This window comes from Streptomyces sp. NPDC030222, assembly GCF_055573115.1.
The window spans coordinates 53,368-75,521 of sequence record NZ_JBVICA010000014.1 but is presented as its reverse complement, the minus strand read 5'-3'; the positions used below and the strand labels follow the sequence as shown (position 1 = coordinate 75,521).

Annotated in this window: 17 protein-coding genes; 5 read left to right on the top strand and 12 right to left on the bottom strand. The window is 72.3% G+C overall.

All coding sequences use genetic code 11. From position 1 onward, the window contains the following. Nucleotides 1-4: 4 nt before the first annotated feature. From ACZ4Z5_RS20880 to ACZ4Z5_RS20850, 7 genes are all read right to left on the bottom strand, one after another. Nucleotides 5-2,005, bottom strand: coding sequence for a hypothetical protein (locus ACZ4Z5_RS20880; RefSeq protein WP_468264836.1), 2,001 nt, complete (start codon nucleotides 2,003-2,005; stop codon nucleotides 5-7). Nucleotides 2,006-2,458: 453 nt separating this feature from the next. Further along, complete coding sequence (locus ACZ4Z5_RS20875) at nucleotides 2,459-3,457, bottom strand: TIGR03842 family LLM class F420-dependent oxidoreductase (protein WP_468264834.1); 999 nt, start codon at nucleotides 3,455-3,457, stop codon at nucleotides 2,459-2,461. A gap of 11 nt (nucleotides 3,458-3,468) precedes the next feature. Continuing rightward, nucleotides 3,469-4,869 carry a dihydropyrimidinase gene (hydA, locus tag ACZ4Z5_RS20870; protein ID WP_468264832.1) on the bottom strand — a complete coding sequence of 467 codons (1,401 nt, stop codon included), beginning with the start codon at nucleotides 4,867-4,869 and terminating at the stop codon, nucleotides 3,469-3,471. A 20-nt stretch (nucleotides 4,870-4,889) separates the two neighbouring features. Then, on the bottom strand, nucleotides 4,890-6,140 hold the full coding sequence (locus ACZ4Z5_RS20865) for an aspartate aminotransferase family protein (RefSeq protein WP_468265038.1): 1,251 nt from the start codon (nucleotides 6,138-6,140) through the stop codon (nucleotides 4,890-4,892). Nucleotides 6,141-6,178: 38 nt separating this feature from the next. Continuing rightward, entirely contained in the window at nucleotides 6,179-7,021 is an 843-nt protein-coding gene (locus tag ACZ4Z5_RS20860) for a nitrilase-related carbon-nitrogen hydrolase (RefSeq protein WP_468264831.1), read from the bottom strand. A 179-nt stretch (nucleotides 7,022-7,200) separates the two neighbouring features. Continuing rightward, nucleotides 7,201-8,487, bottom strand: a complete 1,287-nt coding sequence (locus tag ACZ4Z5_RS20855) for a hypothetical protein (protein ID WP_468264829.1) — start codon at nucleotides 8,485-8,487, stop codon at nucleotides 7,201-7,203. A gap of 226 nt (nucleotides 8,488-8,713) precedes the next feature. Then, nucleotides 8,714-9,118 (bottom strand): PPOX class F420-dependent oxidoreductase, encoded by a 405-nt coding sequence (locus ACZ4Z5_RS20850; protein WP_468264827.1) that lies wholly within the window; start codon nucleotides 9,116-9,118, stop codon nucleotides 8,714-8,716. Nucleotides 9,119-9,255: 137 nt separating this feature from the next. Between ACZ4Z5_RS20850 and ACZ4Z5_RS20845 the strand changes: the two genes are divergently transcribed. Continuing rightward, nucleotides 9,256-9,996 (top strand): PP2C family protein-serine/threonine phosphatase, encoded by a 741-nt coding sequence (locus ACZ4Z5_RS20845; RefSeq protein WP_468264825.1) that lies wholly within the window; start codon nucleotides 9,256-9,258, stop codon nucleotides 9,994-9,996. A gap of 660 nt (nucleotides 9,997-10,656) precedes the next feature. Further along, entirely contained in the window at nucleotides 10,657-11,325 is a 669-nt protein-coding gene (locus ACZ4Z5_RS20840) for a TetR/AcrR family transcriptional regulator (protein ID WP_468265036.1), read from the top strand. Between the two features lie 308 nt (nucleotides 11,326-11,633). On the opposite strand, the gene ACZ4Z5_RS20835 is transcribed toward ACZ4Z5_RS20840, so the two are convergent. After that, complete coding sequence (locus ACZ4Z5_RS20835) at nucleotides 11,634-12,296, bottom strand: response regulator (protein WP_468264823.1); 663 nt, start codon at nucleotides 12,294-12,296, stop codon at nucleotides 11,634-11,636. Next, complete coding sequence (locus tag ACZ4Z5_RS20830; protein WP_468264821.1) at nucleotides 12,271-13,443, bottom strand: sensor histidine kinase; 1,173 nt, start codon at nucleotides 13,441-13,443, stop codon at nucleotides 12,271-12,273. The genes ACZ4Z5_RS20835 and ACZ4Z5_RS20830 overlap by 26 nt, the downstream gene beginning before the upstream one ends. Nucleotides 13,444-13,618: 175 nt before the next feature. Here ACZ4Z5_RS20830 and ACZ4Z5_RS20825 point away from each other — a divergent pair, with 175 nt between their 5' ends. Then, complete coding sequence (locus ACZ4Z5_RS20825) at nucleotides 13,619-15,889, top strand: MMPL family transporter (RefSeq protein ID WP_468264819.1); 2,271 nt, start codon at nucleotides 13,619-13,621, stop codon at nucleotides 15,887-15,889. A gap of 176 nt (nucleotides 15,890-16,065) precedes the next feature. Here ACZ4Z5_RS20825 and ACZ4Z5_RS20820 read toward each other — a convergent pair whose 3' ends face one another. Both ACZ4Z5_RS20820 and ACZ4Z5_RS20815 read right to left on the bottom strand, forming a co-directional pair. Continuing rightward, the gene (locus ACZ4Z5_RS20820; RefSeq protein WP_468264817.1) at nucleotides 16,066-16,716 is read right to left on the bottom strand and encodes a serine hydrolase domain-containing protein; all 651 of its coding nucleotides are present in this window, start codon (nucleotides 16,714-16,716) and stop codon (nucleotides 16,066-16,068) included. Nucleotides 16,717-16,959: 243 nt separating this feature from the next. Continuing rightward, complete coding sequence (locus tag ACZ4Z5_RS20815; RefSeq protein ID WP_468264815.1) at nucleotides 16,960-17,277, bottom strand: DUF6191 domain-containing protein; 318 nt, start codon at nucleotides 17,275-17,277, stop codon at nucleotides 16,960-16,962. Between the two features lie 231 nt (nucleotides 17,278-17,508). On the opposite strand from ACZ4Z5_RS20815, the gene ACZ4Z5_RS20810 reads away from it, so the two are divergent. Both ACZ4Z5_RS20810 and ACZ4Z5_RS20805 read left to right on the top strand, forming a co-directional pair. Further along, complete coding sequence (locus ACZ4Z5_RS20810) at nucleotides 17,509-17,865, top strand: hypothetical protein (RefSeq protein WP_468264813.1); 357 nt, start codon at nucleotides 17,509-17,511, stop codon at nucleotides 17,863-17,865. A 277-nt stretch (nucleotides 17,866-18,142) separates the two neighbouring features. Further along, the gene (locus ACZ4Z5_RS20805; protein ID WP_468264811.1) at nucleotides 18,143-20,308 is read left to right on the top strand and encodes an FUSC family protein; all 2,166 of its coding nucleotides are present in this window, start codon (nucleotides 18,143-18,145) and stop codon (nucleotides 20,306-20,308) included. Here ACZ4Z5_RS20805 and ggt read toward each other — a convergent pair. After that, complete coding sequence (gene ggt / locus ACZ4Z5_RS20800) at nucleotides 20,305-22,113, bottom strand: gamma-glutamyltransferase (protein WP_468264809.1); 1,809 nt, start codon at nucleotides 22,111-22,113, stop codon at nucleotides 20,305-20,307. The two genes, ACZ4Z5_RS20805 and ggt, sit on opposite strands and share 4 nt — an antisense overlap. Between the last annotated feature and the right edge of the window lie 41 nt (nucleotides 22,114-22,154).

Sequence of the window (22,154 nt, the reverse complement as noted above, 5' to 3'; positions counted from 1 at the left end):
CGGCTCAGCCCTCCCCCACGACGGTCTGCGGATGACGCCAGTGGCGGTAGCGCTCCGCCTCGTTGAAGAGGGCCACGATGTCGTTCCTCCGCAGTTGGGACAGCTGGGTGAAGCCGTCGGCGACCATGTCGTTGAGGCGCATGCCGGGGTCGGCGAGCGGATCGCTCCACACCCAGCGGGCGGTGACCAGCCCGCGGATCGCGGATCCCGCGTCGACCGCGTTCCCCGGGGCGCGCGGTGCGAGGCCGGCGAGGAGCTCCAGCGGGCCGCCCTCGGGCGGCAGCCGGTTGGGGGCGGCCGTGACCGCGTCGAATTCGCTGATCCACTGGAGGGCCGGCACCTCGCCGAAGCGTCGCGTCAGGTGCTCCGCGACCTCGTCGACCCGGCCGAGGGCGAGCCGGTGGTACATCTCCTGGACCGGCCGTACCTGGCTGCGGTAGTGCTCGGCCAGCAGTTCGTGCGCCATGTCCCAGTCGTCCGGGCGGGCGGCCAGCCGCCACAGCAGCAGACGGCGCAGCCAGGGGTGCAGGGTCGGCACGACGGTGCCCGGGCCGGACAGCAGCCAGCGGGAACGGACCTCGCCGAAAAGGGTGTCGCCGGAGCTGAGCAGCCGCGTACCGACGGAGAAGTCCCGTGCCGCGGCGCATTCGGCGAGGGTGGCGCGGTCGGTCTCGTCGAAGTCGCGGAGCAGATGGCCGAGGGCGGTCTCGGCGAGCGTCCGGGTCCGCTCCCCGTGGCGCAGCGACCGGTCGGGGAGGGTGCGCAGCCAGCGGTCCTGCTCCGGTCCGCCGTCCGCCGGGGCTCCCGACTGCCGCAGTACGTCGAGGACCTGGTGGACGGCTCGCGGCAGTCCGCCGGTGAGGCGGTGCACGAAGGGGGTGAGACGGGTGAAGGGCGCGAGGTCGCTGTGCCCGCCGAGCTGGAGTTCGATCCTGATGCGCACTTCGTCGAGGTTGAGGTCGCGCAGGCGTAACGGGTACCACCAGGTGTCCTCGCTGTCCCGGGTCGGCCGGTGCGCGTTCCAGTCGCCCAGCGAGGCCCGGTCGGGGCCGCGCAGCTGCCAGGGCCAGGAGTCCCCGGTGGCCGGACCCCAGCGCGGCAGCCAGCGGTTGGCGCTGGCGACGACGGTCAGCGGGTCGTTGTCCAGGCCGGCGACGACGGTCTCGTCGTGCCGGGCGCGGATCAGCAGGTCGAGGAAGCGCCGCCCGTACTCGGTGTGGGAGTTGTCGAGGAGCAGGAGGTAGGAGCGGGGCATGAAGCTGCGGCCGGCGTTGCGGCGCACGTCCTCCAGGAAGGCCGAGAAGAGGACCCGGTTGAGCCTCTCCTGTTCCGTCTCGTCGCCTTCGTGGCGCCATGAGTTGAGTTCGACCAGCGCCTCCATCGGGTCCTGGTTGCGGGTCAGGGGGTGTCGTCCGTACCAGGTGGCGCCGGCGGTGAGCCGGGTGCCCAGCATGGTGCCGAGCCGTCCGGGGATCCTGCGCCGGCCGCGCCGCAGCGCGTCCTGGAACACGGCGAGCGCGACCGCGGAGGCTCCTTCCGGCATGCCGACGGCGCCCATGCCGACCTCGAAGAACGCGGCCAGGTAGTCGCCGTGGCGGGCTTCGTTCTCCTCCTGGAACTGGTCGAGCTGCCGCTGCACCGCCCGCCGCCCCTCGGCGAGGCTGCGCATCCTCAGCTCCTGGTCGGAGGCGAGCAGGCCGAGGCTGAGCAGCGGGAAGTGGGAGCGGCCGTACCGGGGCAGCTTCCGTTCGAGCTGTCGGGCGAGCAGCGCGAGCGCGTAGCGGGGCAGCAGTGACTGCGTTCCGCCGAAGTTGACGTAGGCGAAGGGGTATTCGGGCCCGAAGCGTTCCATGAGGGCGCTGTGCGCCTCGCTCGCGCCGCTGCCGCGCGGTCCGAGCAGCATGGTGACCGGCCGCTCCGCCGTGGGCGGTTCCTTCAGACACGTGTCGACCAGGGACACGATGCCGCTGCGGCCGCGTAGGCCGATGCCCGTACCGGACTCCATCACGTGCCCGCCCCTCCCCCAGGGTGACCTTCCGGTGTGTCGAGCGTGCCGCTCAGGACCCACGGTCATGGGGGTCTTCCCACGGGCCGGGGCGGTGAAACGGCGGGGGCTCTCCGGGGTTCCTGTGCCGGTGGGAAGCCCCGAAAGGACGTGGGGCGTGCCTGCTTCACCCCGCTGGGGAAGCCCGGACCGGCCGACCCGGGCCGGGCAGTGAGCCGCCCGGTGCCACTTCGGACGGTTCGCCCCGTCGTGGTCCGCGTCAACAGCACGTACAGCAGGAGCGAGGAGACGAGGCCGACCGCCCAGCCGCGGTCCGCGAGGGGTTTCAGTCCGTTTCGGGGCGAAGGGCAGGGTGCGGCGATGCCTGGCGGCGGGTCCTTCGCCGCGCCGGCCCTCCCCGGACCGGGCGGGGGGCGCGCCGGGTCCGGGGAGGGCGGAACGCACCGCCGGGGGCTACGTCAGCGCCGGGATGACCTTCTCCCCGTAAGCGTCGATGACCGCTTCGCGGGCGTCGTGCATCGCGTACACCGCGAACTGGTCCACGCCGAGCTCGCGCAGTGCGTTCAGCTTCTCGATGTGGGCCTCGGCCGGGCCGAGCAGGCAGAACCGGTCGACGATCTCGTCGGGGACGAAGTCGGTGGACGGGTTCCCGGCGCGGCCGTGGTGACTGTAGTCGTAGCCGTGCCGTTCCTTGACGTACGCGGTGAGGGCCTCGGGCACCATGTCGGAGTGCTCGCCGTAGCGGGAGACCAGGTCGGCGACGTGGTTGCCGACCATGCCGCCGAACCAGCGGCACTGCTCACGGGCGTGGGCGAGGTCGTCGCCGACGTAGGCGGGTGCGGCGACGCAGACGGTGATCGCGTCGGGGTCCCGGCCTGCCTCGGCGGCGGCGTTCCGTACGGCTTTGACCATCCATTCGGTGAGGTAGGGGTCGGCGAGCTGGAGGATGAACCCGTCCGCCTTCTGCCCCGCGAGGGAGAGGGCCTTCGGCCCGTACGCGGCCATCCATACGGGCAGCCGGCCGTTCTCGACCCAGGGGATCCTGACGGGCTGGCCGTCGACGAGGGCTTCGCGGCCCTCGGCGAGGTCGCGGATGACGTCGATGGCCTCGCCGAGCCGGGCGAGGGTGTTGGGTTTGCGGCCGGCGACCCGCATCGCGGAGTCGCCGCGGCCGATGCCGCAGACGGTGCGGTTGCCGTACATGTCGTTGAGGGTGGCGAAGGTGGAGGCGGTGACCTCCCATGTGCGGGTCCCGGGGTTGGTGACCATGGGGCCGACGGTGAGCTTCCGGGTGTGTTCCAGGATGCGGCTGTAGATGACGAAGGGCTCCTGCCAGAGCACCACCGAGTCGAAGGTCCAGCCGTAGCGGAAGCCGTTGCGTTCCGCGCGGCGCATCAGGCCGACGACCTCCGAGGCCGGCGGATCGGTCTGCAGGACGAGTCCGAAGTCCACGGCGTGTCCTCCTAGTTCAGGTACTGACAGGTGGCTCGCGGGGTGTACAGGCCGTGTCCGGCCCGTCCCGTGTACGTGCGTTCCTCGATGACGGGGGTGCCGCGGGAGAGGACGGTCTCGACCCGGCCGGTGACCCGTTTGCCCTCGTAGGCGGAGTAGTCGACGTTCATGTGGTGGGTGGCGGCCGACAGGGTCTGTTCCGCGTGCGGGTCGTAGACGACGATGTCGGCGTCGGCTCCGGGGGCGATGGTGCCCTTCTTCGGATAGAGGCCGAACATGCGGGCCGGGGTGGCACAGGCGATCTCGATCCAGCGGCGGCGGGTGATGTGACCCTCGACGACGGCCTGGTGGAGCAGGTCCATGCGGTTCTCCACCCCGGGCAGGCCGTTGGGGATCTTGGAGAAGTCGCCGCGGCCCAGTTCCTTCTGGCCGGAGAAGCAGAACGGGCAGTGGTCGGTGGAGACGACCTGGAGGTCGTCGGTGCGCAGTCCGCGCCACAGGGCCGCCTGGTGTTCCCGGGGCCTGAGCGGTGTCGAGCAGACGTACTTGGCGCCTTCGAAGCCGGGCTCGGCGAGATTGTCGGTGGACAGGAAGAGGTACTGGGGGCAGGTCTCACCGAACACGTTCAGGCCCTTGTCGCGGGCCGCGGCGATCTCCCGCACGGCTTCGTCGGCGGAGACGTGGACGACGTAGAGGGGGGCGCCGGCGACCCGTGCCAGCTGGATGGCGCGGTGCGTGGCCTCGGCCTCCAGCAGTACCTTGCGGACCTCGCCGTGGTAGCGGGGGTCGGTCTCGCCGCGGGCCAGGGCCTGTTCGACGAGCACGTCGATGGCGATGCCGTTCTCGGCGTGCATCATGATGAGCCCGCCGTTGGCCGAGGCGCGCTGCATGGCCCGCAGGATCTGCCCGTCGTCGCTGTAGAACACGCCGGGGTACGCCATGAAGAGCTTGAAGGAGGTGATGCCCTCCTCGATGAGGAGGTCCATCTCCTTCAGGGTCTGTTCGTTGACGTCGGAGAGGATGAGGTGGAAGGCGTAGTCGACGGCGCAGCGGCCGTCGGCCTTGGCGTACCAGGCGTCGAGTCCCTCGCGCAGGCTCTGTCCCATGGTCTGGACGGCGAAGTCGACGATGGTGGTGGTGCCGCCCCAGGCGGCGGCCCGGGTCCCGGTCTCGAAGGTGTCGGAGGCGAACGTCCCGCCGAACGGCAGCTCCATGTGGGTGTGGGCGTCGACGCCGCCCGGGATGACGTACTTGCCGGTCGCGTCGATGGTGCGGTCGGCGGTCCAGCTCTCGGCGACGGTGGATCCGTGTGCGGCGAGCGCCGCGACGCGGCCGTCCTCGACCAGGACGTCGGCATGGGTCTCGTCGGCGGCGGTGATGACCAGTCCGCCGCGGATCAGAGTACGGGTCATGGGTGGGCTCCCTCGTACGACTATGCGGTGCGCAGGGCCTGTTCGAGGATCGCGGCGCCTTCCTCGGCCTCCGCGACCGACAGGGAGAGCGGGGGTGCGATGCGCAGCACGCTGGTGTTGTGGCCGCCGCCCTTGCCGAGGAGCAGCCCGCCCTCGCGGGCGGCTTCGAGGACGGCCGACGCCGTGTGGGGGGCGGCCTCGTCGGTTCCCGGCCGGACCAGTTCGACGCCGATCATCAGACCCCGCCCGCGGACCTCGCGTACCGAAGGGGTGTGGGCCGCGATGGCTCGGAGCCGTTCGATGAGCAGTCCGCCGACGCGCCTGGCGTTGCCCTGGAGGTCGTGTTCGAGGAGGTAGGAGAGGTTGGCAAGGCCGGCGGCCATGGTGACGGGGCTGCCGCCGAACGTCGAGATGGAGTTGGCGTCGAGACAGTTCATGATGTCGGCTCGGGCGACGACACCGCCGATCGCCATGCCGTTGCCGATGCCCTTGGCGAAGGTGAGCATGTCGGGCGGCCCGTTCTCGGCGTGCGCCTGCCAGCCCCAGAAGTGTTCCCCGGTGCGGCCCCAGCCGGTCTGCACCTCGTCGCTGATCCACAGGATGCCCTGCCGGTCCAGGACTTCCCGGAACGCCGCGTACAGCCCGTCGGGCGGGCAGGTGAACCCGCCGACGCCCTGGACGGGTTCGGCGATCAGCGCGGCGACACCGCCGCGGGTCTGGCCGAGAACGTCCTCGAGGTCGGCGACGCAGGCCTCGATGAACTGCGCGTCGGACAGGTGCGCGTACGGTCCGCGGGACCGGACCGCGCCGTGGACGTAGAGGGTCTGGAGCGGTGAGAGGCTGGTCGGGGACCAGCCGCGGTTGCCGGTGATGCCGATCGCCGAGAAGGAGCGGCCGTGGTAGCTGTTGCGCATCGCCAGGATCTGGTTGGAGCGGCGGTACGCGGTGGCGAGCAGCAGCGCGGTGTCGTTGGCCTCGGTGCCCGAGGTGGTGAAGAAGACGCGGGCGTCGGGGATGCCGGAGAGTGCGGCGACCCGCTCGGCGAGCTCCACCATGGGCCGGTTGAGGTAGAGCGTGGAGGTGTGGATGATCCGTCCGGCCTGCTCGGAGACCGCCTTGGTGACCTCGGGCAGCGCGTGCGCCGTCATGGTCGTGAGGATGCCGCCGAAGAAGTCGAGGTAGCGCCGGCCCTCGGCGTCCCACACGTGGCGGCCCTCGCCGTGGGTAATCTCGATCGGGCGGTCGTGGTAGAGCGTCAGCCAGTCGGGCATCACGGCACGGTGCCGGTCGTACAGGGAGTGCGGGTCGGTCACGGCTGCACCAGTCCTTCGTACGCGTCGGGGCGGCGGTCCCGGTAGAACGCCCATTGCTGCCGGACCTCCTCGATGAGGCCGAAGTCGAGGTCGCGGACGACGAGTTCCTCGGTCTTGTCGCCGGCGACCTCGCCGACGAACTGTCCGCGCGGGTCGACGAAGTAGGAGGTGCCGTAGAAGTCGTTGTCCCCGTACTCCTCCTGTCCGACGCGGTTGATCGCGGCGATGAAGTACTCGTTGGCGACCGCCGCCGCGGGCTGTTCCAGCTGCCAGAGGTAGGCGGAGAGTCCGCGCGAGGTCGCGGACGGGTTGTAGACGAGCTGGGCGCCGTTCAGGCCCAGCTGGCGCCAGCCCTCGGGGAAGTGGCGGTCGTAGCAGATGTAGACGCCGACCTTGCCGACGGCGGTGTCGAAGACGGGCCAGCCCACGTTGCCGGGCTTGAAGTAGTACTTCTCCCAGAAGCCCTTCACCTGGGGGATGTGGTGCTTGCGGTACTTGCCGAGGTAGGTGCCGTCGGCGTCGATGACGGCCGCGGTGTTGTAGTAGAAGCCGGACTGCTCGACCTCGAAGACGGGGACGACGATCACCATCCCGGTCTCGCGGGCGAGTTCGCGCATCCGCAGCACGGTCGGGCCGTCCGGCACGGGTTCGGCCCAGCGGTAGTGCTCGGGTTCCTGCACCTGGCAGAAGTAGGGGGCGTTGAAGACCTCCTGGAATCCGATCACCTTCGCACCCTGCCGGGCCGCCTCCCGGGCGTGCTCCTCATGCTTGGCGATCATGGACTCCGTGTCGCCGGTCCAGGTGGCCTGGACGAGGGCGGCGCGTACGACATTGGTCATGAGCTGCTCCTTCGACAGGACGTCAGAGAGCCTCGACGAATTTCTACGCACGTAGATCGCATGCGTAGGTAGGAGAACGTAAGCCCCGCCACACCGCGGGGCAAGACCATCGCCACCAACCCGCAGAGTCGATCATGTTTCGCACCCGAGCAGTCCATACCGGTCCGCATCGGGCACTTTCAAGCTTCGCTCAGTCCCGCCAGTCGCAGGGCGTGCCGTAGATCGCGCACACAGGACGGCGACACCTCCCGTGCCGCGGCCAGCAGTCCCGGCAGCAGCCGCGCCGGGTCCGCCTCGGCGATCCGCACCGCCTCCTCGGCGGACCGCACCCCCAGGAAGGCACCCAGCAGCCTGCGCGCCTCCGCGGCCCGGCCCCCGCTCTCCAGCGCCGCCACGAGTTCCGCGATCTCGGCGGGCGGGCGACCCACCGACTGGCGCAGGACGGTCTCGCAGCACTGCGCACGGCCGGCCGCGGCGAGCGCCGAGGCCGCACCGGCAAGGCCCGCGGACGGCAGCGAGGCCGCCTCCCACAGCAGCGTGGCCCAGTCGGCGCCGAGCCCGGCGCGCTCCAGCTCCACGGCCAGTAACGGCAGACGCTCCGCGGGCCAGGACGCGGCCTGGCAGAGCAGCACATGCGCCTCGCCGCTGCGTCCCTGCGAGCGCAGCCGGATCAGCTCCGCCACCGCGTCCGCCACGGCTCTGCGCGCCTCCGCACCGGTCTCCCGCGGCCCGGCCGCCGCCCCGTCCACCTGCTCCGGGACGGCGCCCCCGAACCGTGCGCCCGTGGGTGCACGCTCCGCCGCGTCCGGGACCGGCGGAGCGGGCACGGGCGATGCCACGGCCGAGTCGTCCAGCCCGGCGAAGCGTGCGCCGCGCGGCCTGCGACGGTGCGCGCTCCGGGCCGCCGCGGACGCCTCGGGAGGGGTCCGGCCCGTCCGTTCGGCCCGGCCTTGCCCGTGCGTCGCGCCCGCACCCGGGGGTGCCTGCGGCGGCTCGGCCCCGGGGCGGAGTGCGGCGAGCCGGGCGCGGTACTCGGCGCAGCGGGCGGCGGCACGGCCGAGGTCGTCCCGGATCCACGGTTCGGCGGGGTCGTCGGCCGCCGTCCCGGCCAGCCGCTGCTCGGCGTACTCACGTTCGCGGACCATCCGGTCCAGCCGGGCCAGCAGCGCCGCACGGCCGCCGGGGCGGAGGTCGTGGGCGGTCACGGACTCGGTGTGCAGGGTCCGGGCCCGGAACTCCTCGTGTTCGGCGACCGCCGGGCCGCTGAACGCCGCGACGTCCTGGAGGAGCGCCGCGACCACGTCCCACGGGGGCACCTCGTCGCCGGCGAGACAGGCGCGCATGCCTTCGGGATCACGGTCCAGGAACACTCCGTACCAACCGCTGCCGGGGTCGATCCCGGCCACCAGCCCGCGCAGGTACCGCGCGAACTCCTCGACGGGGGGCGGGATCCGATTCGCTGCCACCCGCGGCATTCGACACCTGCTCTGTTACGGAAAGGCTACGCAGAGTTTTCGGGCGGCTGCATTGTGGAGGGGCGACCGAGCCATGTGAGCGTTCCCATCCCCAACTCGACCGGATCATTTCGGAGTTGGGGCTTTCGGATCACTCGGGGCACACCGCACGGCTGCTCGTCGGCACCCGCCTCGCGGGCCGGCGTACACGTGTCGGAGGGCCGGGGTACGGTCGGGCTCAGCGACCGGTCAGCTCCACGGCGATGCCGGTGTGCGGCCGCTTCCCGAGGCGGACCAGCGCCGCGGGCACGTCCACCAGCCAGAACCGCCAGCGGTACTTCCGGGCCAGCATCCGGCGCACATCGCGGAGTCCCGACTCGTCGAGCAGCCGGGCGGTTCCCTCGGCGGACGGGGCGCCGGGGGCGATCCGGCCGCGCACATCGCAGGGCGTGACGAGGACCCGGTTGTCCCGGCGGATCCGCTTCACCTTCCAGGAGTCCGACCGGGTCCAGACGAAGAGCTGCCGCCCGTCGGAGACGACCCAGACCGGGGTGGCGACCCCGGTGCCGTCACGCCGGTAGGTGGTCAGGCTGATGTACGGGCTGCGGCCCAGTCGGTCGAGGGTCGTGGTTTCGGGGGTCATGATTCCGAGACTAGAGGCCGACCGGCCCCGCTCCGCCGGACACCCCTTGGCACCTTTCGTCGCCGTGGCCGGAGGGGCGCGTATCGGGGATGCCCGGCCACAATGGGAGGAGAGCCCCGTCGAGGCGAGGACGGCCCATGCCCCACATCGCGGTGACCGCTCTGAGCCACACCGGACTGCTGCGGGACCACAACGAGGACAGTCTGGTCATCGGACCCTGGACGCTGTGCAGCACCGTCACGGAAAGTCCGCAGACCCTGCTGTTCCCCATCGGCACGCCGCTGACGGTGGCGGTCGCCGACGGCCTCGGCGGCCACCCGGGCGGTGAGGTGGCGAGCGCGATGGTGGTGCGCCGGCTGGCCAGGGCCGGTCCGATGCTCGACGACGAGGAAGCCGTGCGGGAGGCGGTCCGCCGCTGCAACCGCACGCTGTATACCGCCGCGGCGGACGATCCGGACCTGCTGATGATGGGGACCACCGTCGCGGGTGTGGTGGTGACGTCCGGTGCGGTGTTCGTCTTCAACGTGGGCGACAGCCGGGTCTTCATGACCGGTCCGGACGGACTGGATCAGGTCAGCGTGGACGACAGCCCCCCGCCCGCACCCGGCCGGCGCACCACGTCGCTCGTGCTGCAGACCCTCGGCGGCGCACCGGAGTTCACAGCCGTCGAGCCCCATGTGGCCACCGTGCCCGCGAAGGTCGGAAGCCGGTTCCTGGTGTGCAGCGACGGGCTGACCGACCCGGTGCCGGAGGACGAACTGGAGGAACTGCTGGCCGCCCACGACGACAGCCGGGCCGCCTACGAGATGTGGAAGGCCGCGATGGAGGCGGGCGGGCCGGACAACATCACGCTCGCGCTGGTCAGCATCGACGCGTAGGCGCGGGGCGGGTGGCGGTGGGGGCCGTGGCCGCGTGGGGTGCGACCGCGTGGGGTATGGCCGACGGGTCGTGCGGGCCCTCTTGATCATGGCGAGGACCTCCGGTGTGGTGGAGGTGTCCAGGCTCCACGCCACACACGGAGGTCTCCACACACAAGGGTGCCGTGTCCCACCGTAAATGCCCGGCTGACCGTCCATGGCACGCGGCTGCTGGTTGACCGGGTCCGTCACGGCCGTCAAGTGGCCCATGTCGCTGCCGAGATGGGCATCTCCCGCACCACGGCCCACAAGTGGGAGATGGCCCAGGAGCCGGAGCGCCAGCGCGGGCGGCAGCGGCCGGCGCGGCTGGTCGGCGCGGATGCGCCGGCCGGTCCTCCATCGGCGCCGAAGCTGCGGCCGCGGAAGGATCGGCTAGGCCCGGCCGCGGCGGCCACGGTCCCGGCCGCCGCGTACGCACGAGCCGGTCCTGTCGTACGGCCGTCCCGGCCGCGGCCGGACTACGACATGGGCTGTGTGCGCCGCCTCGGACGGATTCGCGGATCCGTCGGTGGTCGCGCTGTGCCGGGAGAAGTACAGCGGTTGAGCGCCGGCGCCCCCGCGACCGCTTCACGACCGTGCCCACATGTCCGCACGACCGTACGTTCAGTAGGATGGGTGCTTGTGACGGACAGCGACACACACGTGGACGGACGCATCGAGCGCGGCAATCAAACGCGACGCCTGGTCCTGGGCCGCACGATGCACATCGCCTCGGTGGAAGGGCTGGAGGGGCTCTCCCTCGGCCGGATCGCCACCGAGCTGAATCTCAGCAAAAGCGGTGTCTTCGCCCTGTTCGGCTCCAAGGAGGAGCTGCAGCTGGCGACGGTACGGGCAGCGACCGCGATATTCGTGGAGCGGGTCGTCACCCCGCTCCACGAGCTGCCGCCGGGGCCCGGACGGGTCTGGGCGCTCTGCGACAGGTGGCTAAGGTATTCGGCGGACCGGGTGTTCGACGGCGGGTGCTTCTTCTACGGCGTCTCGGCCGAGTTCGACGCCCGCAGCGGCCCGGTCCATGACGCCATCGCGAAGGCCCGCCAGGACTGGGTGGCCTATGTGGAGCAGACGCTGGACGAGGCCAGGGCGGCGGGCGGGCTCGTCACCGACGTGGACGCACCGCAGCTCGCGTTCGAGATCATCGCGCTGATGGAGTCGGCGAACGCGCAGTCGGTCCTGCACGGCGACCCGTCGGCGTACGACCGGGCGGCCAAGGGCATCCTGCGCAGGTTGCGGGCGGAGGCCACGGACCCGAGTTCGCTCCCGGACCGGCTGCCGCCCGGCGCCCGTTCGTGACGGCATGCCGTCCGGCTGGAGACCGGCCCCGGTGCTCCCCGGGACCGCGCGCCCGAGCAGCTGCCTCCCCGTCAGCCAAGCAGGTCGGCGAGCGCCAGGTGAGGTCTTTGCTCCAGATCATCGAGGCGTGCAGATGGAGACTGGCGAGGTAGCTGTCGGGAGTCTTGTCGTATCGGGTGTCTCACCGTCCCGGTTCCGGCCTCTGGTACGTCACGCTCTGGGGCGGGTGCGGCACGTGGAGCCGACGTGAGCCGACCGGTGCACCGATGTCCGGGCGGGGACTCATGGGACATGGCCCGGCACCCGGCTCAGGTTCCGGGGAGGATACGGCGCGTTTCGTAGACCCACATCGCGATCTCGACCCGGTTGCGGGCGCCGAGTTTGGCCATCAGGCTGGCCAGATGCGTCTTCACCGTGCTGAGGCTGATGTGCAGTGCATCGGCGATCTCGGTGTTGGTCAGCCCGCGAGCGACGGCGAGGAGCACCTGCTCCTCGCGGGCGGTGACGGGGGAGACCGGCTGGGCCACGGGCCGGCCGGCGGGCAGGTCCGCGAATGCCTGGAGCAGACGGACGGTGACGCTGGGCGCGATGAGCGCCTCACCGTCGGACGCCGACCGTACGGCCTGCGCCAGAAGGTCCGGTCCCGTGTCCTTGAGGAGGAATCCACGGGCGCCGGCACGCAGTGAGCCGTAGACGTACTCGTCGAGGTCGAACGTGGTGATGACGACCACGGCCAGCGGGTCGGCGACGCCCGGGCCGGCGACCAGCCGGGTGGCCTCGAGCCCGTCGAGTACGGGCATACGGATGTCGAACAGGCAGACGTCGGGGCGTAGTTCGCGGGCCAGACGTACCGCTTCCCGCCCGTCGGCGGCCTCGCCGACCACCTCGATGCCGGGCTGGGCGTTCAGCATGATCCGCAACCCGGTGCGGATGATCGTCTGGTCGTCAGCGACGAGGACGCGAATGGACACCGCTCTCGCTCCTCGCTCCCGGCAGTTCGGCTTCGACATGCCAGCCCCGGTCGGTACCCGGGCCGGCTCGTAGTGTGCCGCCGAGCAGGGTCGCGCGCTCGCGCAGTCCGGTAAGTCCGTATCCGTCGCGACCCCGGCCGGTGCGCCGGCCGTTGTCGCGCACGCTCACCCGTACCGTGTGCCGTTCCGCGGCGACCCGGACGACGAGCTCGGTCGCGTCGACCGCATGGCGCAGCGCGTTGGTCACCGACTCCTGCACGATCCGGTAGACGGCCGCGTCCACGGCCGGGGGCAGCGCGTCCAGTTCGCCGTCGAGCCCCAGGTCGACCCTGAGGCGACCACCCGGGGTGCGCACCAGGCGCTCCAGATCCGCGACTCCGGCAGGGGGCGCCAGCTCGGCGCCGACCCCGCGGTCGCGCAGCGCGGCGACCATGGCGCGCATTTCCTCCAGCGTGCGCGCCCCTTCCTCCTCGACCCCCTCCAGCGCCTCGACGGCGGCGGACGGGTCGGTGCCCGCGAGCACCCGGCCCGCCTGGGCGATGATCACCATGGCCGACACGTGGTGGGCCACCGTGTCGTGCAGCTCCCGGGCGAGCTGCTCGCGCTCCCGGGAGCGCACCTGCTCCAACTGCCGCTCGCGAGCGGTCACCCGGAACCGCACGGCAGCCCCGACCACGCCGGGCAGCAGCAGGAAGACGAAGCCCACGACCTTTTCGACGACCGGGGTCTCGTCCGTGACGACACACAGCGCGCCGACCGCGAGGATCACCGCGCCGCCCAGCACGATCTCGCGTCCCGATCCCCACCGGAGCAGCGCGTACACCAGCACGAGCACGACCACGCCGGTGTACAGGCCGACGGGCTCGCGCGGTGCGGCGACGAGCGAGGCCACCGGAAGCAGGATCACCGAGCCGAACGCCAGCGTCACCATCGCCAGCGGGCGCGTCCGGCGCCACAGGAGCAGCAGGCACAGCCATACGGTGAACACCACCGCCACCGGCCGCCACACGACGTTCTCGCGCAGGGTGGCCTCCAGCGCCACACCGGCAAGGCCCGCGGCGAGCAGCGCCCAGTCCCGCCACACCCGGGCGGGCGCGTCGGGCGGCCGGGGTTCGGTCCACAGGGTTCGCAGGTCGTCTCGGAGCACGGTTCTCAGCCTAGGGACCGCGGCGGGCCGCGCATCGGCCGAAAGGACGGGTCGTCACTCCGCCCCGGGGCCGACGGATCCGCGGCCCGCGGGCCGATGCCGCGGAGCGCCGTGGCGACGAGCCTCGGCATCGGCGGCCGTACAAGGACGGCCGACGAGGTGGTTGGAGGACCCGATGCTCTCGAAAGCCCTGTTGCGCCTGGGCGCAAGCGCCGCCCGCCATCCCTGGCGGGTGATCGCGGCATGGCTGATCGCCGCCACGCTCGCCGTCCTCGCCGCCGTCGCCTTCGGCGGGCGGACCGCGGACTCGATGACCGCTCCGGGACTGGACTCCCAACGGGCCGCGGAACTGATCGAGCGGGCAGGCACCGGCCAGGAGGGGATGACCGCCCAAGTGGTCGTCACCCCCCTCGACGACGGTGCGACGTTCTTCGACGACGACGGCGCGCGCACCGCTCTCACGCGGCTGCGGGCCGAGGTGAAGCGGCTGCCGCACGTGCTCGGCACGAGCGACCCGGCGGGGGCGCTCGACGCGGGCGGGGACACCGCCGTGCGCGGCGGCCTCGTTTCGGCCGACGGGCGGATCGCGGTCGTCCGGGTGCAGTACCCCGACCAGAGCCGGCTGTCGGCCGAAGACCTCGACGCCCTCGTCGATCTCGGCGACCGGCTGCGCGCCGAACTGCCGCTGCGCATCGAGATGGGCGGGAACCTCTTCTACGCCTTCTCCGACCCCGACGGCGGCGCGAGCGAGCTGATCGGCCTCCTCGCCGCGGCCGCGATCCTGTTCCTGGCGTTCGGTTCGCTCGTCGCCGCCGCGCTGCCGATCGGCATGGCGGTCTTCGGGCTGACCGTCGGGGTCGCCACGATGACGGTACTGGCGGGGGTGACAGAGGTCCCCACCTTCGCAACGGTCCTGGGCAGCATGGTCGGGCTCGGAGTGGGCATCGACTACGCGCTGTTCGTGCTCGCCAGGCACCGGGAGTACCTCGCGTGCGGGCTCGATCCGCAGGCGGCGGCCGGACGAGCGGTGGCAACGGCGGGGCGGCCGGTGGTCTTCGCCGGCGGCACCGTCGTCGTGTCGATCCTCGGCCTGGCGGTCGCGAACGTGCCGTTCATGACGGTGGGCGGGGTCGCCGTCTCGATCGTCGTCCTGACGATGGTGCTCGCGTCGGTGACGCTGCTGCCGGCCTTCCTCGGCGCGGCGGGCCCGCGCCTGGCCCGGGCCGGCCGGATCGGCCGGGCTCTGCAGACCGGGAAGCTGGGCCGACTCGCAGGGCGGCGGGACACGGTGGCGGGCGCCGCCCACGCCGCCGGGTGGCGTCGCTGGATCGGGCACGTCAGCCGGCACCCGGTGCCGTACGCGGTCGGCGCGGCGGGGCTGCTGCTGACCGCGACGCTGCCCGTGCTCGGCCTGCGCGTCGGCCTGCCCGACGACGGCTCACTGCCCCACAGCCGTACCGAGCGCCGGGCCTACGACCTCGTCGCCGAGGGGTTCGGCCCGGGCACCAACGGTCCCCTCGTCATCGCCGCGGACCCCGCCGGTGATCCGGGAGTGCCGGACCGACTCGTCGGGGCGGTCGCGGCGGATCCGGGCATCGCATCCGTCGCGCCGACGCACATCGATCGGGCCACCGGCATCGCGACCCTCGTGGTGTTCCCGACCACCAGCCCTCAGGACAAGGCCACGGCCGACACCATCGCCCGGCTGCGCACCGACGTGCTGCCCACGGCGATCGGGCACGGCCCGGCCAGGGCCCACGTCGGCGGCGCCGCCGCGAGCCTGTCCGATGTGGGCCAACGCACCAGCCAACGCCTGCCGGTGTTCGTCGCCGCCGTGCTGGCGATGTCGTTCCTGCTGCTGATGCTGGTCTTCCGCTCGATACTCGTACCGCTCAAGGCGGTACTGCTGAATCTGCTGAGCATCGGCGCTGCCTACGGCATCATGGTCGCGGTCTTCCAGTGGGGCTGGGGAGGCGCACTCATCGGGCTGGAAGCGACGGTTCCGATCGTGTCGTTCATCCCGATGTTCCTCTTCGCCATCCTGTTCGGCCTGTCGATGGACTACGAGGTGTTCCTCCTCTCCCGCGTACGCGAGGAGTACCTGCGCACCGGCGACAACGGCACGGCGATCGTTGAGGGCGTCTCGCGCACCGCCCGGATCATCACCTCGGCCGCCCTCATCATGGTGGCGGTCTTCCTGTCCTTCGCCGTCGCCGAGGACCCCTCCACCAAAATGTTCGGGCTCGGCCTGGCCACCGCGATCTTCATCGACGCCACGGTCGTACGCATGGTGCTGGTACCGGCGACCATGACACTCCTCGGCCGGACCAACTGGTGGCTGCCGAAGTGGCTGGACCGGATGCTTCCCCGCGGCCCGGTCGGCACCGACGACACCGACGTGGAATCCACGGGTGAGGCCCCGCGTCCACGGCTGGTTGACCGTTGACTCAACTCCTGCCCGCCCTTGGCGTCCGGCACCTCAGCGCGTCACCCAGGGGCATATCGAGTCGTGATCAACGGGTGGTCCTGGTGAGGTCCTTGATCCAGATCATCGAGGCGCGCGGGTGGAGACCGGCCCCTGGGTGGTGATCAGCCGGGCCCGGTCGCCGTACACCCCCACGATCACCCTCGCCTGGGCGATCGGCACCACGTCGTCGCCTTCGTCATGGAAGAGCAGCACTGGCTCGACGAGCTCGAGAGGTCGACCAGCTCCTGCGGGGTGAAGACGCGGTTGCGCACGGGCTCGAAGCCGGGAACGGTCCTGGCGAACATGTCGTTCGTGTAGTCGTGGAGACCGCTGTGGTGGTTGAGCAGATGCCTCAGGGTGATCCGCTCGTCCTTGAGCAGGCCGGGCAGATGACGGTTCACCGGGTCGTCGAGCCCTGCCCGGCCCTCCGCGACGAGCTGCAGCAGCACCACGGTGGTGAACGGTTTCGTGACGCTGCCGATCCGGAACCGGCTGGAGGGTGTGATCGCCGCGTTCGCCCCGCGGTCACCGACACCCACCCCGACTCGGTACGAGCGTCCGCCGGCGTCGTAACGGGCCATGGCACCCGGCGCACCCTGCGCCACGGCCTTCTTCAGTACGTCCTGCAGCGCCTTCGCGGTCGCGCCGGTCAGCGCCGCGTTGCGTGCCGCGGCTGCGGAGGCCGCGGCCTCCGCAGCCGACACCGGCGCCGGGTCCGCAACGGCGTACGGTGCGCCGCCCAGCGGCGCGACAGTCAGGAGAACCGCCCCCAGTGCGGCGAAGCCGCCGGCCTTCCCTCGTAGCATCTGCTCCCTCGATCTTCTCTTGTCCGTGAGCCGTCCGGCACGCACTCGGGCAACGCCGCCCTTCCCGCGCCGGACGCGGTCCCACCGCGCGTTACGGCCTGAGAGGCCTCTCGGCGGCGTCGGCACGCGTGGCCAACTCGGCGTGTCGTGTGGCGCGTTGAACGGGCGTCGAACACGTGTTGAACGGACGCGAGGCCGACTTGGCGAGCAGCGGTCGCGGCCCGGACGGCGGGCGGCGGCGATCTACCGGTCGGATCGCGGCAGGCGGACGACCGCCGTGCCGTTCCGGAGGCCGACCGTGGTGCGGTGGGGCGGCGCTCCGTCCTCCTCGTCGTCCCGCATCACGAGCGCCGACTGCCGTTCCTTCAGCTCGTTCCGCTTCCCCGGCGAGAAGCTCGCGGGGAGCTGTTCGAACCCCGTGGCCGACACCTGGCCCTGCCGGGCCGCATTGCGCCACGGCAGGACGCCGGCCCGGCCCGCACGCAGCAGCTGGTCGGCGAAGGCCGGCACGGTCAGCAGGATGACGAGTCCGGGCAGGGGCATGAAGACGGCGAAGCTCATGCACCGAGGATCGGGCCGCGCCCGTGCGGCGGGACACGGTGTCGACCGTAGGCCGGTGGAACCGGCGGCGCCGCGGCCCGTGTTGTACACCGGCCCGGGCACGGGGCAGGCGTCTCGGCGCAGGATAATCACGGTCGTGGGTCCGGGCAGGCGCGAGGCCGTCCCGGACCGGCGACAGTGAACGAACGACGTGCCGCGCCGACTCAGGGCGCGGCAGGAGACGGAGCCCCGATGGACGTCCAGCAGAGCCTCGAGCGGATCACCGCGTTCATCGAGGCGCGGCTCACCCCGCTGTTCGACGCCGAGACCGGCAGCGAGCACGGGTTCGGCATGGACGACACCTCCCGTGCGCTGCGCGCGCTGCGGAACGCCGTGCTGGAGGCGTCGGCGGTCAAGGGGCTCGTCGCCAAGCGGGCGACGGCCGAGCCCGCGATGCGCCGCGTGATCGACCAGACGGTGGCGCACAACTGGGACGTGCTGCGCGGCATCGCGCGCCAGTGGGAGGACCACCCCGACTTCCTCAAGGAGTTCAAGCGCCACTCCTGGGAGCTCGACGAGGCACCGGTGACGGCCGCCACGGAGGGGTGAGCGAGCCGGGACGCCGGTCTCGGCGGGTACGGCCCGACAACGGCTTCACCGCGCCGAGCCGTGCGGTCGTGCCAGCCCCCCAGAAGAAGCGGGGGGGGGGGGAACAGGGGCCCCAGGACGGGGCCGGGTCCTGCTCCGGACGTTCGATCCGACGTCCATGAGCAGTGGTCGCCCTCGTTTTCCAGCGTGTGCAAAAAACGGGCTGCGGTGCCCCGGGGCCGAGCCCACAATGTGGAGGAGGACGCACGCCCGGCTCCCGACGAGAGGAACCGTGCCCATGCGCGAGCGGCGGATGAGCGGGCCCGCGTGGTTCCGGCGGCTCGTCGGCCGGCTCACCGGCGGCGAGGGGTCCGCCGAGGTCGTGCACCGTGCCATTCGCATCACGACGGCCGCGTGCGTCGGCTTCTACCCGCTCCTGTACGGGCTGGACCAGCCCGTCATGGCGGTCTATGCCCTGTTCGGGGCGGTGGCGCTCGGTGTCCTCGCGCCGATTCCGGGTTCCGGGCCGCAGCGGTCGGCGGAAGTACTGCGGGTGCTGCCGCTGGGCTGGGCCCTGGTGGCTCTGGGAACCGCACTGGCCATCAGCACCTGGGCGGCCGTCGTCGGCATGCTCGTCGTCGGGTTCGCCCTCGCCTTCGCGCCGATCGCCGGACCCCGGCAGGCCGGGGCGGCGCCCGGTCTGCAGCTCTTCTACATCCTGGCCTGCTTCCCGCCCTACGCACCGGAGTCGCTGTGGCAGCGGCTGGGCGGCGTGACCGTCGGAGTGCTGCTGCTGGCGTTCATGGAACGCTTCGTGCTGCCCGCCCCGGCCACCCCCACCTACCGCGGCATCCTCGCGGAAGCGGCCGCCTCCGCGGGCCGGTCCCTCGCTCCCGGTTCGGACACCGCCGTCCCCGTCCCGGACGCCGCCGTGCTGCGCGAGGCCGGGGACCGGCTGCGTCTGTCCCGGCTGCCGGCCGCCGAGCGTCCCACCGGCCCCGGCCGACGGGAACGGGCGATGGCGCAGGCGGGCAGCGCGGCCCGCAGGCTGATGGACCAGCTGGCTCGGCGGAGCGACGAGGCGCCGCCGCATGTGGTCGAGGACAGCACGTCGGCGGAGCTGCTCGGCGAGGTGGCCGCCGCGTGCACCGAGACCGCGACGGCGCTGCGCGAGGGCCGGCCGCCCCCGGTGTCCACGCTGCCGCCCGCGATCTGGGCGTTCCAGGCGGAACGGACCGCCCGGCCCGGCAGTCTCGCTACGCTGCGAAGGCAGGCCTCGGTGCTCGCCGCCGCCGAATCCGCGCGGATCCTGGAGACGGCGGTACGGGTCGGCCTCGACGGCCGCCGCACACCGCCGATCCCACCCCGCGAGCTGTTCTGGTACGCCGACACCTCCGCGCCCGTCCTGTGGTGGAAGCGCCTGGCCGGCAATCTGACCTTCCGGTCGGTGGCCTTCCAGAACGCCCTGCGGACCGCGCTCGGCCTCGGCATCGCGCGGCTCGTGGCCGGGTCGCTGGAGCTGACCCACGGCTTCTGGGTACTGCTCGCCGTGCTGACCCTGAGCCGCACCACGGCCGTGCAGACCTGGTCGGCGGTGCGCCAGGCGCTGCTGGGCACGCTCGTCGGCGCGCTGGCGGCGGGCGGGCTGCTGGTGGCACTGGGCCAGCACCACGGCGCGTACGCGGCCATCATGGTCCCCACGTTCCTGGCGGCGTTCGTGCTGGGCCCGCTGCTCGGGATCGCCTACGCGCAGGGGCTCTTCACCCTCGCCGTGGCGGTCGCGTTCGCCCAGCTCGGACCGGCCACCTGGCAGGTCGCCCAGGCCAGGCTGGTGGACGTGCTGATGGGGAGCGCCGTGGGGCTGCTGTGCGGCCTGCTCGCCTGGCCGATGGGGGCCCGCCACGAGGTGCAGCGGGCCATGGCGGCGCTGCTGCACTCCTTCGGTCCGGTGATCACGGGCACGGTGGCGGCGCTGCTGAGCCCGCGGAGCGGGAGCGGGCCGAACACCGCGCCGGTGGAGGCCACCCGGCACACCCTGCACCTGATGCGGCTGGCCGAGGCAGCCTATCTGCAGTTCCGCAGCGAGCCGGGGCCGTCGGTGCAGGCCGACTGGCACGCGGTGCTGATCACGGCGAACCACGTGCTGCTGGGCGCCCATTGGCTGCCCCGGCTCGACCAGCCGTCCGGGCGGGCCGGAGCCGAGTCCGAACCCGCCCGGGCAGCCGCGGCCCAGCTGGCCGTCGCGGCCGGTGTGCTCGGCGACTGCTGCGCCCGCGGCCGTCCGCCGCCGTACCCGCTCGCGCTGCCGCCGCGCGACACGGCGGCCGACGCCGTGCAGGGCGCGGCCGACCGTCCTGCGGTGCCTTGGCTGCCGATGCTGGTCGACCTGGAGCACTGGCTGAGCACCCTCACCGTGGACCTGGAGCACATCGACGCCTCGCTGCGCGCCGACGAGACCCCCTAGGACCGTCCGGCAGGGTGCACCACCATCGCCGAGCCGCCGCCGCGGCGGGTCTTCTCCGCCGCGGCGAGCCAGCGGCCGTCGGGAAGGCGTTGGACGCCGGTGGCGGCGCCGATCTCCGGGTTCTGCCGGAATCCGTGGCCGAGGGCTTCGAGTCCGGTGTGGAGGGGGCTGTTCCAGAGGCCCGGTTCGAGTTCGGTGGTGGTCTGGTTCCGCTGGCTGGCGCGCGGGGCGGCGATCGCCTCGACGAGCGGCAGGCCGCGGTCGAGGTGGCCGGTGAGGGTCTGGAGGACCGTGGTGATGATCGTCGCACCGCCGGGGGAGCCGAGCGCCAGGACCGGCCGGCCGTCGCGCAGCACGATCGTCGGGGACATCGACGAACGGGGGCGCTTGCCCGGGCCCGGCAGGTTCGGGTCGTGGACCGCGGGGTCGGCGGGGGCGAAGGAGAAGTCGGTGAGCTCGTTGTTCAGCAGGAAGCCGCGGCCGGGCACGGTGATGCCGCTGCCTCCGGTGGACTCGATCGTGAGGGTGTAGGCGACGACGTTCCCCCACCTGTCGGCGACCGTCAGATGGGTGGTGTTCTCGCCCTCGTAGGTGGTGGGCGCCGCCTTGCCGCCGGTTCCGCAGGGGACGGGGTTCCGGGGGTCTCCCGGAGCGAGCGGGCTGGTGAGGGCCTTGTCGTCCTTGATGAGACAGGCCCGTGAGTCGGCGAAGCGCTGGGTGAGGAGCTGCCGGGTCGGGACGTCCTCGAAGGCGGGGTCGCCGACCCAGCGTCCCCGGTCGGCGAACGCGATCCGGCTCGCCTCGATGAAGCGGTGGAGGTACTCGGCCTGGGTGGCCCGGGAGAGGTCGGTGCGTTCCAGGATGTTGAGTGCCTCGCCGACGGTCGTGCCGCCTGACGAGGAGGGGGCCATGCCGTACACGTCGAGACCCCGGTAGTCGATCCTGGTGGGGGCCTGCAGTTTCGTGGCGTAGGCCCGCAGGTCCCACCGGGTCAGGTCGCCGGGGCGCACCACCCGGGTCGCACCGTCGCGCACGGGCGGATTGCGCACGGTATTGACGATGTCTCGGGCGATGGGCCCTTCGTAGAGGGCCCTGCTGCCCTTGCGGCCGAGTTCGGCGTAGGTGCGGGCGAGGTCGGGGTTCTTGAGGACGCTGCCGACGACGGGGAGCCGGCCTCCGGGGAGGAACAGTCCCGCGGTGGCAGGGAAGTCGGCGAAGCGCTCCTGGTTCGCCTCGGTCTGGGCGCGGAAGGTGGCGTCGACGGTGAATCCGTCGCGGGCCAGCCGCTCGGCGGGCTTGAGCAGTTCGCGCAGGGACTTGCTGCCCCAGGCGCGCAGGGCGGCGTCCCAGGTCGCGGGCGTGCCCGGGGTGCCGACGCCGAGTCCGCTGGTCATGCCCTCGGCGAACGGGATGGGTTTGCCGTTCTCCAGGAAGAGGTCCTGTCCCGCGGTCAGCGGCGCGGTCTCCCGGCCGTCGATGGTCTGTACGGTGCGCCTCTTCGCGTCGTAGTGGACGAAGTAGCCGCCCCCTCCGATGCCCGCGGAGTACGGCTCGGTCACGCCGAGCGCGGCCGCGGTCGCGACCGCGGCGTCGACCGCGTTGCCTCCGCGTGCGAGCACCTCGATGCCTACAGCCGAGGCGTCGGCGTCGACGCTGGCGACCGCGCCTCCGTAGCCCACGGCGACGGGCGACTTGACGGGCGTGGGGTGTGGCGGCGAGGTGGTCGGGGCCGCGGCTCCGACCGACGACACCAGGGCCGCGGCGACAGCCACCAGCGAGAGCTTGCGAACCGTTCTCGGGCGCATGCATACCTCCAGTCGACGACTGTCAGCGCAGCGTAACGGCC

Coding starts and splice junctions, on each gene's coding strand:
- ACZ4Z5_RS20845 (WP_468264825.1), top strand. CDS start 9,256: ATGCCCCACATCGCGGTGACCGCTCTGAGCCACACCGGACTGCTGCGG.
- ACZ4Z5_RS20805 (WP_468264811.1), top strand. CDS start 18,143: ATGCGCGAGCGGCGGATGAGCGGGCCCGCGTGGTTCCGGCGGCTCGTC.
- ggt (WP_468264809.1), bottom strand. CDS start 22,113: ATGCGCCCGAGAACGGTTCGCAAGCTCTCGCTGGTGGCTGTCGCCGCG.
- ACZ4Z5_RS20880 (WP_468264836.1), bottom strand. CDS start 2,005: ATGGAGTCCGGTACGGGCATCGGCCTACGCGGCCGCAGCGGCATCGTG.
- ACZ4Z5_RS20860 (WP_468264831.1), bottom strand. CDS start 7,021: ATGACCAATGTCGTACGCGCCGCCCTCGTCCAGGCCACCTGGACCGGC.
- ACZ4Z5_RS20850 (WP_468264827.1), bottom strand. CDS start 9,118: ATGACCCCCGAAACCACGACCCTCGACCGACTGGGCCGCAGCCCGTAC.
- ACZ4Z5_RS20810 (WP_468264813.1), top strand. CDS start 17,509: ATGGACGTCCAGCAGAGCCTCGAGCGGATCACCGCGTTCATCGAGGCG.
- ACZ4Z5_RS20825 (WP_468264819.1), top strand. CDS start 13,619: ATGCTCTCGAAAGCCCTGTTGCGCCTGGGCGCAAGCGCCGCCCGCCAT.
- ACZ4Z5_RS20820 (WP_468264817.1), bottom strand. CDS start 16,716: ATGCTACGAGGGAAGGCCGGCGGCTTCGCCGCACTGGGGGCGGTTCTC.
- hydA (WP_468264832.1), bottom strand. CDS start 4,869: ATGACCCGTACTCTGATCCGCGGCGGACTGGTCATCACCGCCGCCGAC.
- ACZ4Z5_RS20865 (WP_468265038.1), bottom strand. CDS start 6,140: ATGCCCGACTGGCTGACGCTCTACCACGACCGCCCGATCGAGATTACC.
- ACZ4Z5_RS20815 (WP_468264815.1), bottom strand. CDS start 17,277: ATGAGCTTCGCCGTCTTCATGCCCCTGCCCGGACTCGTCATCCTGCTG.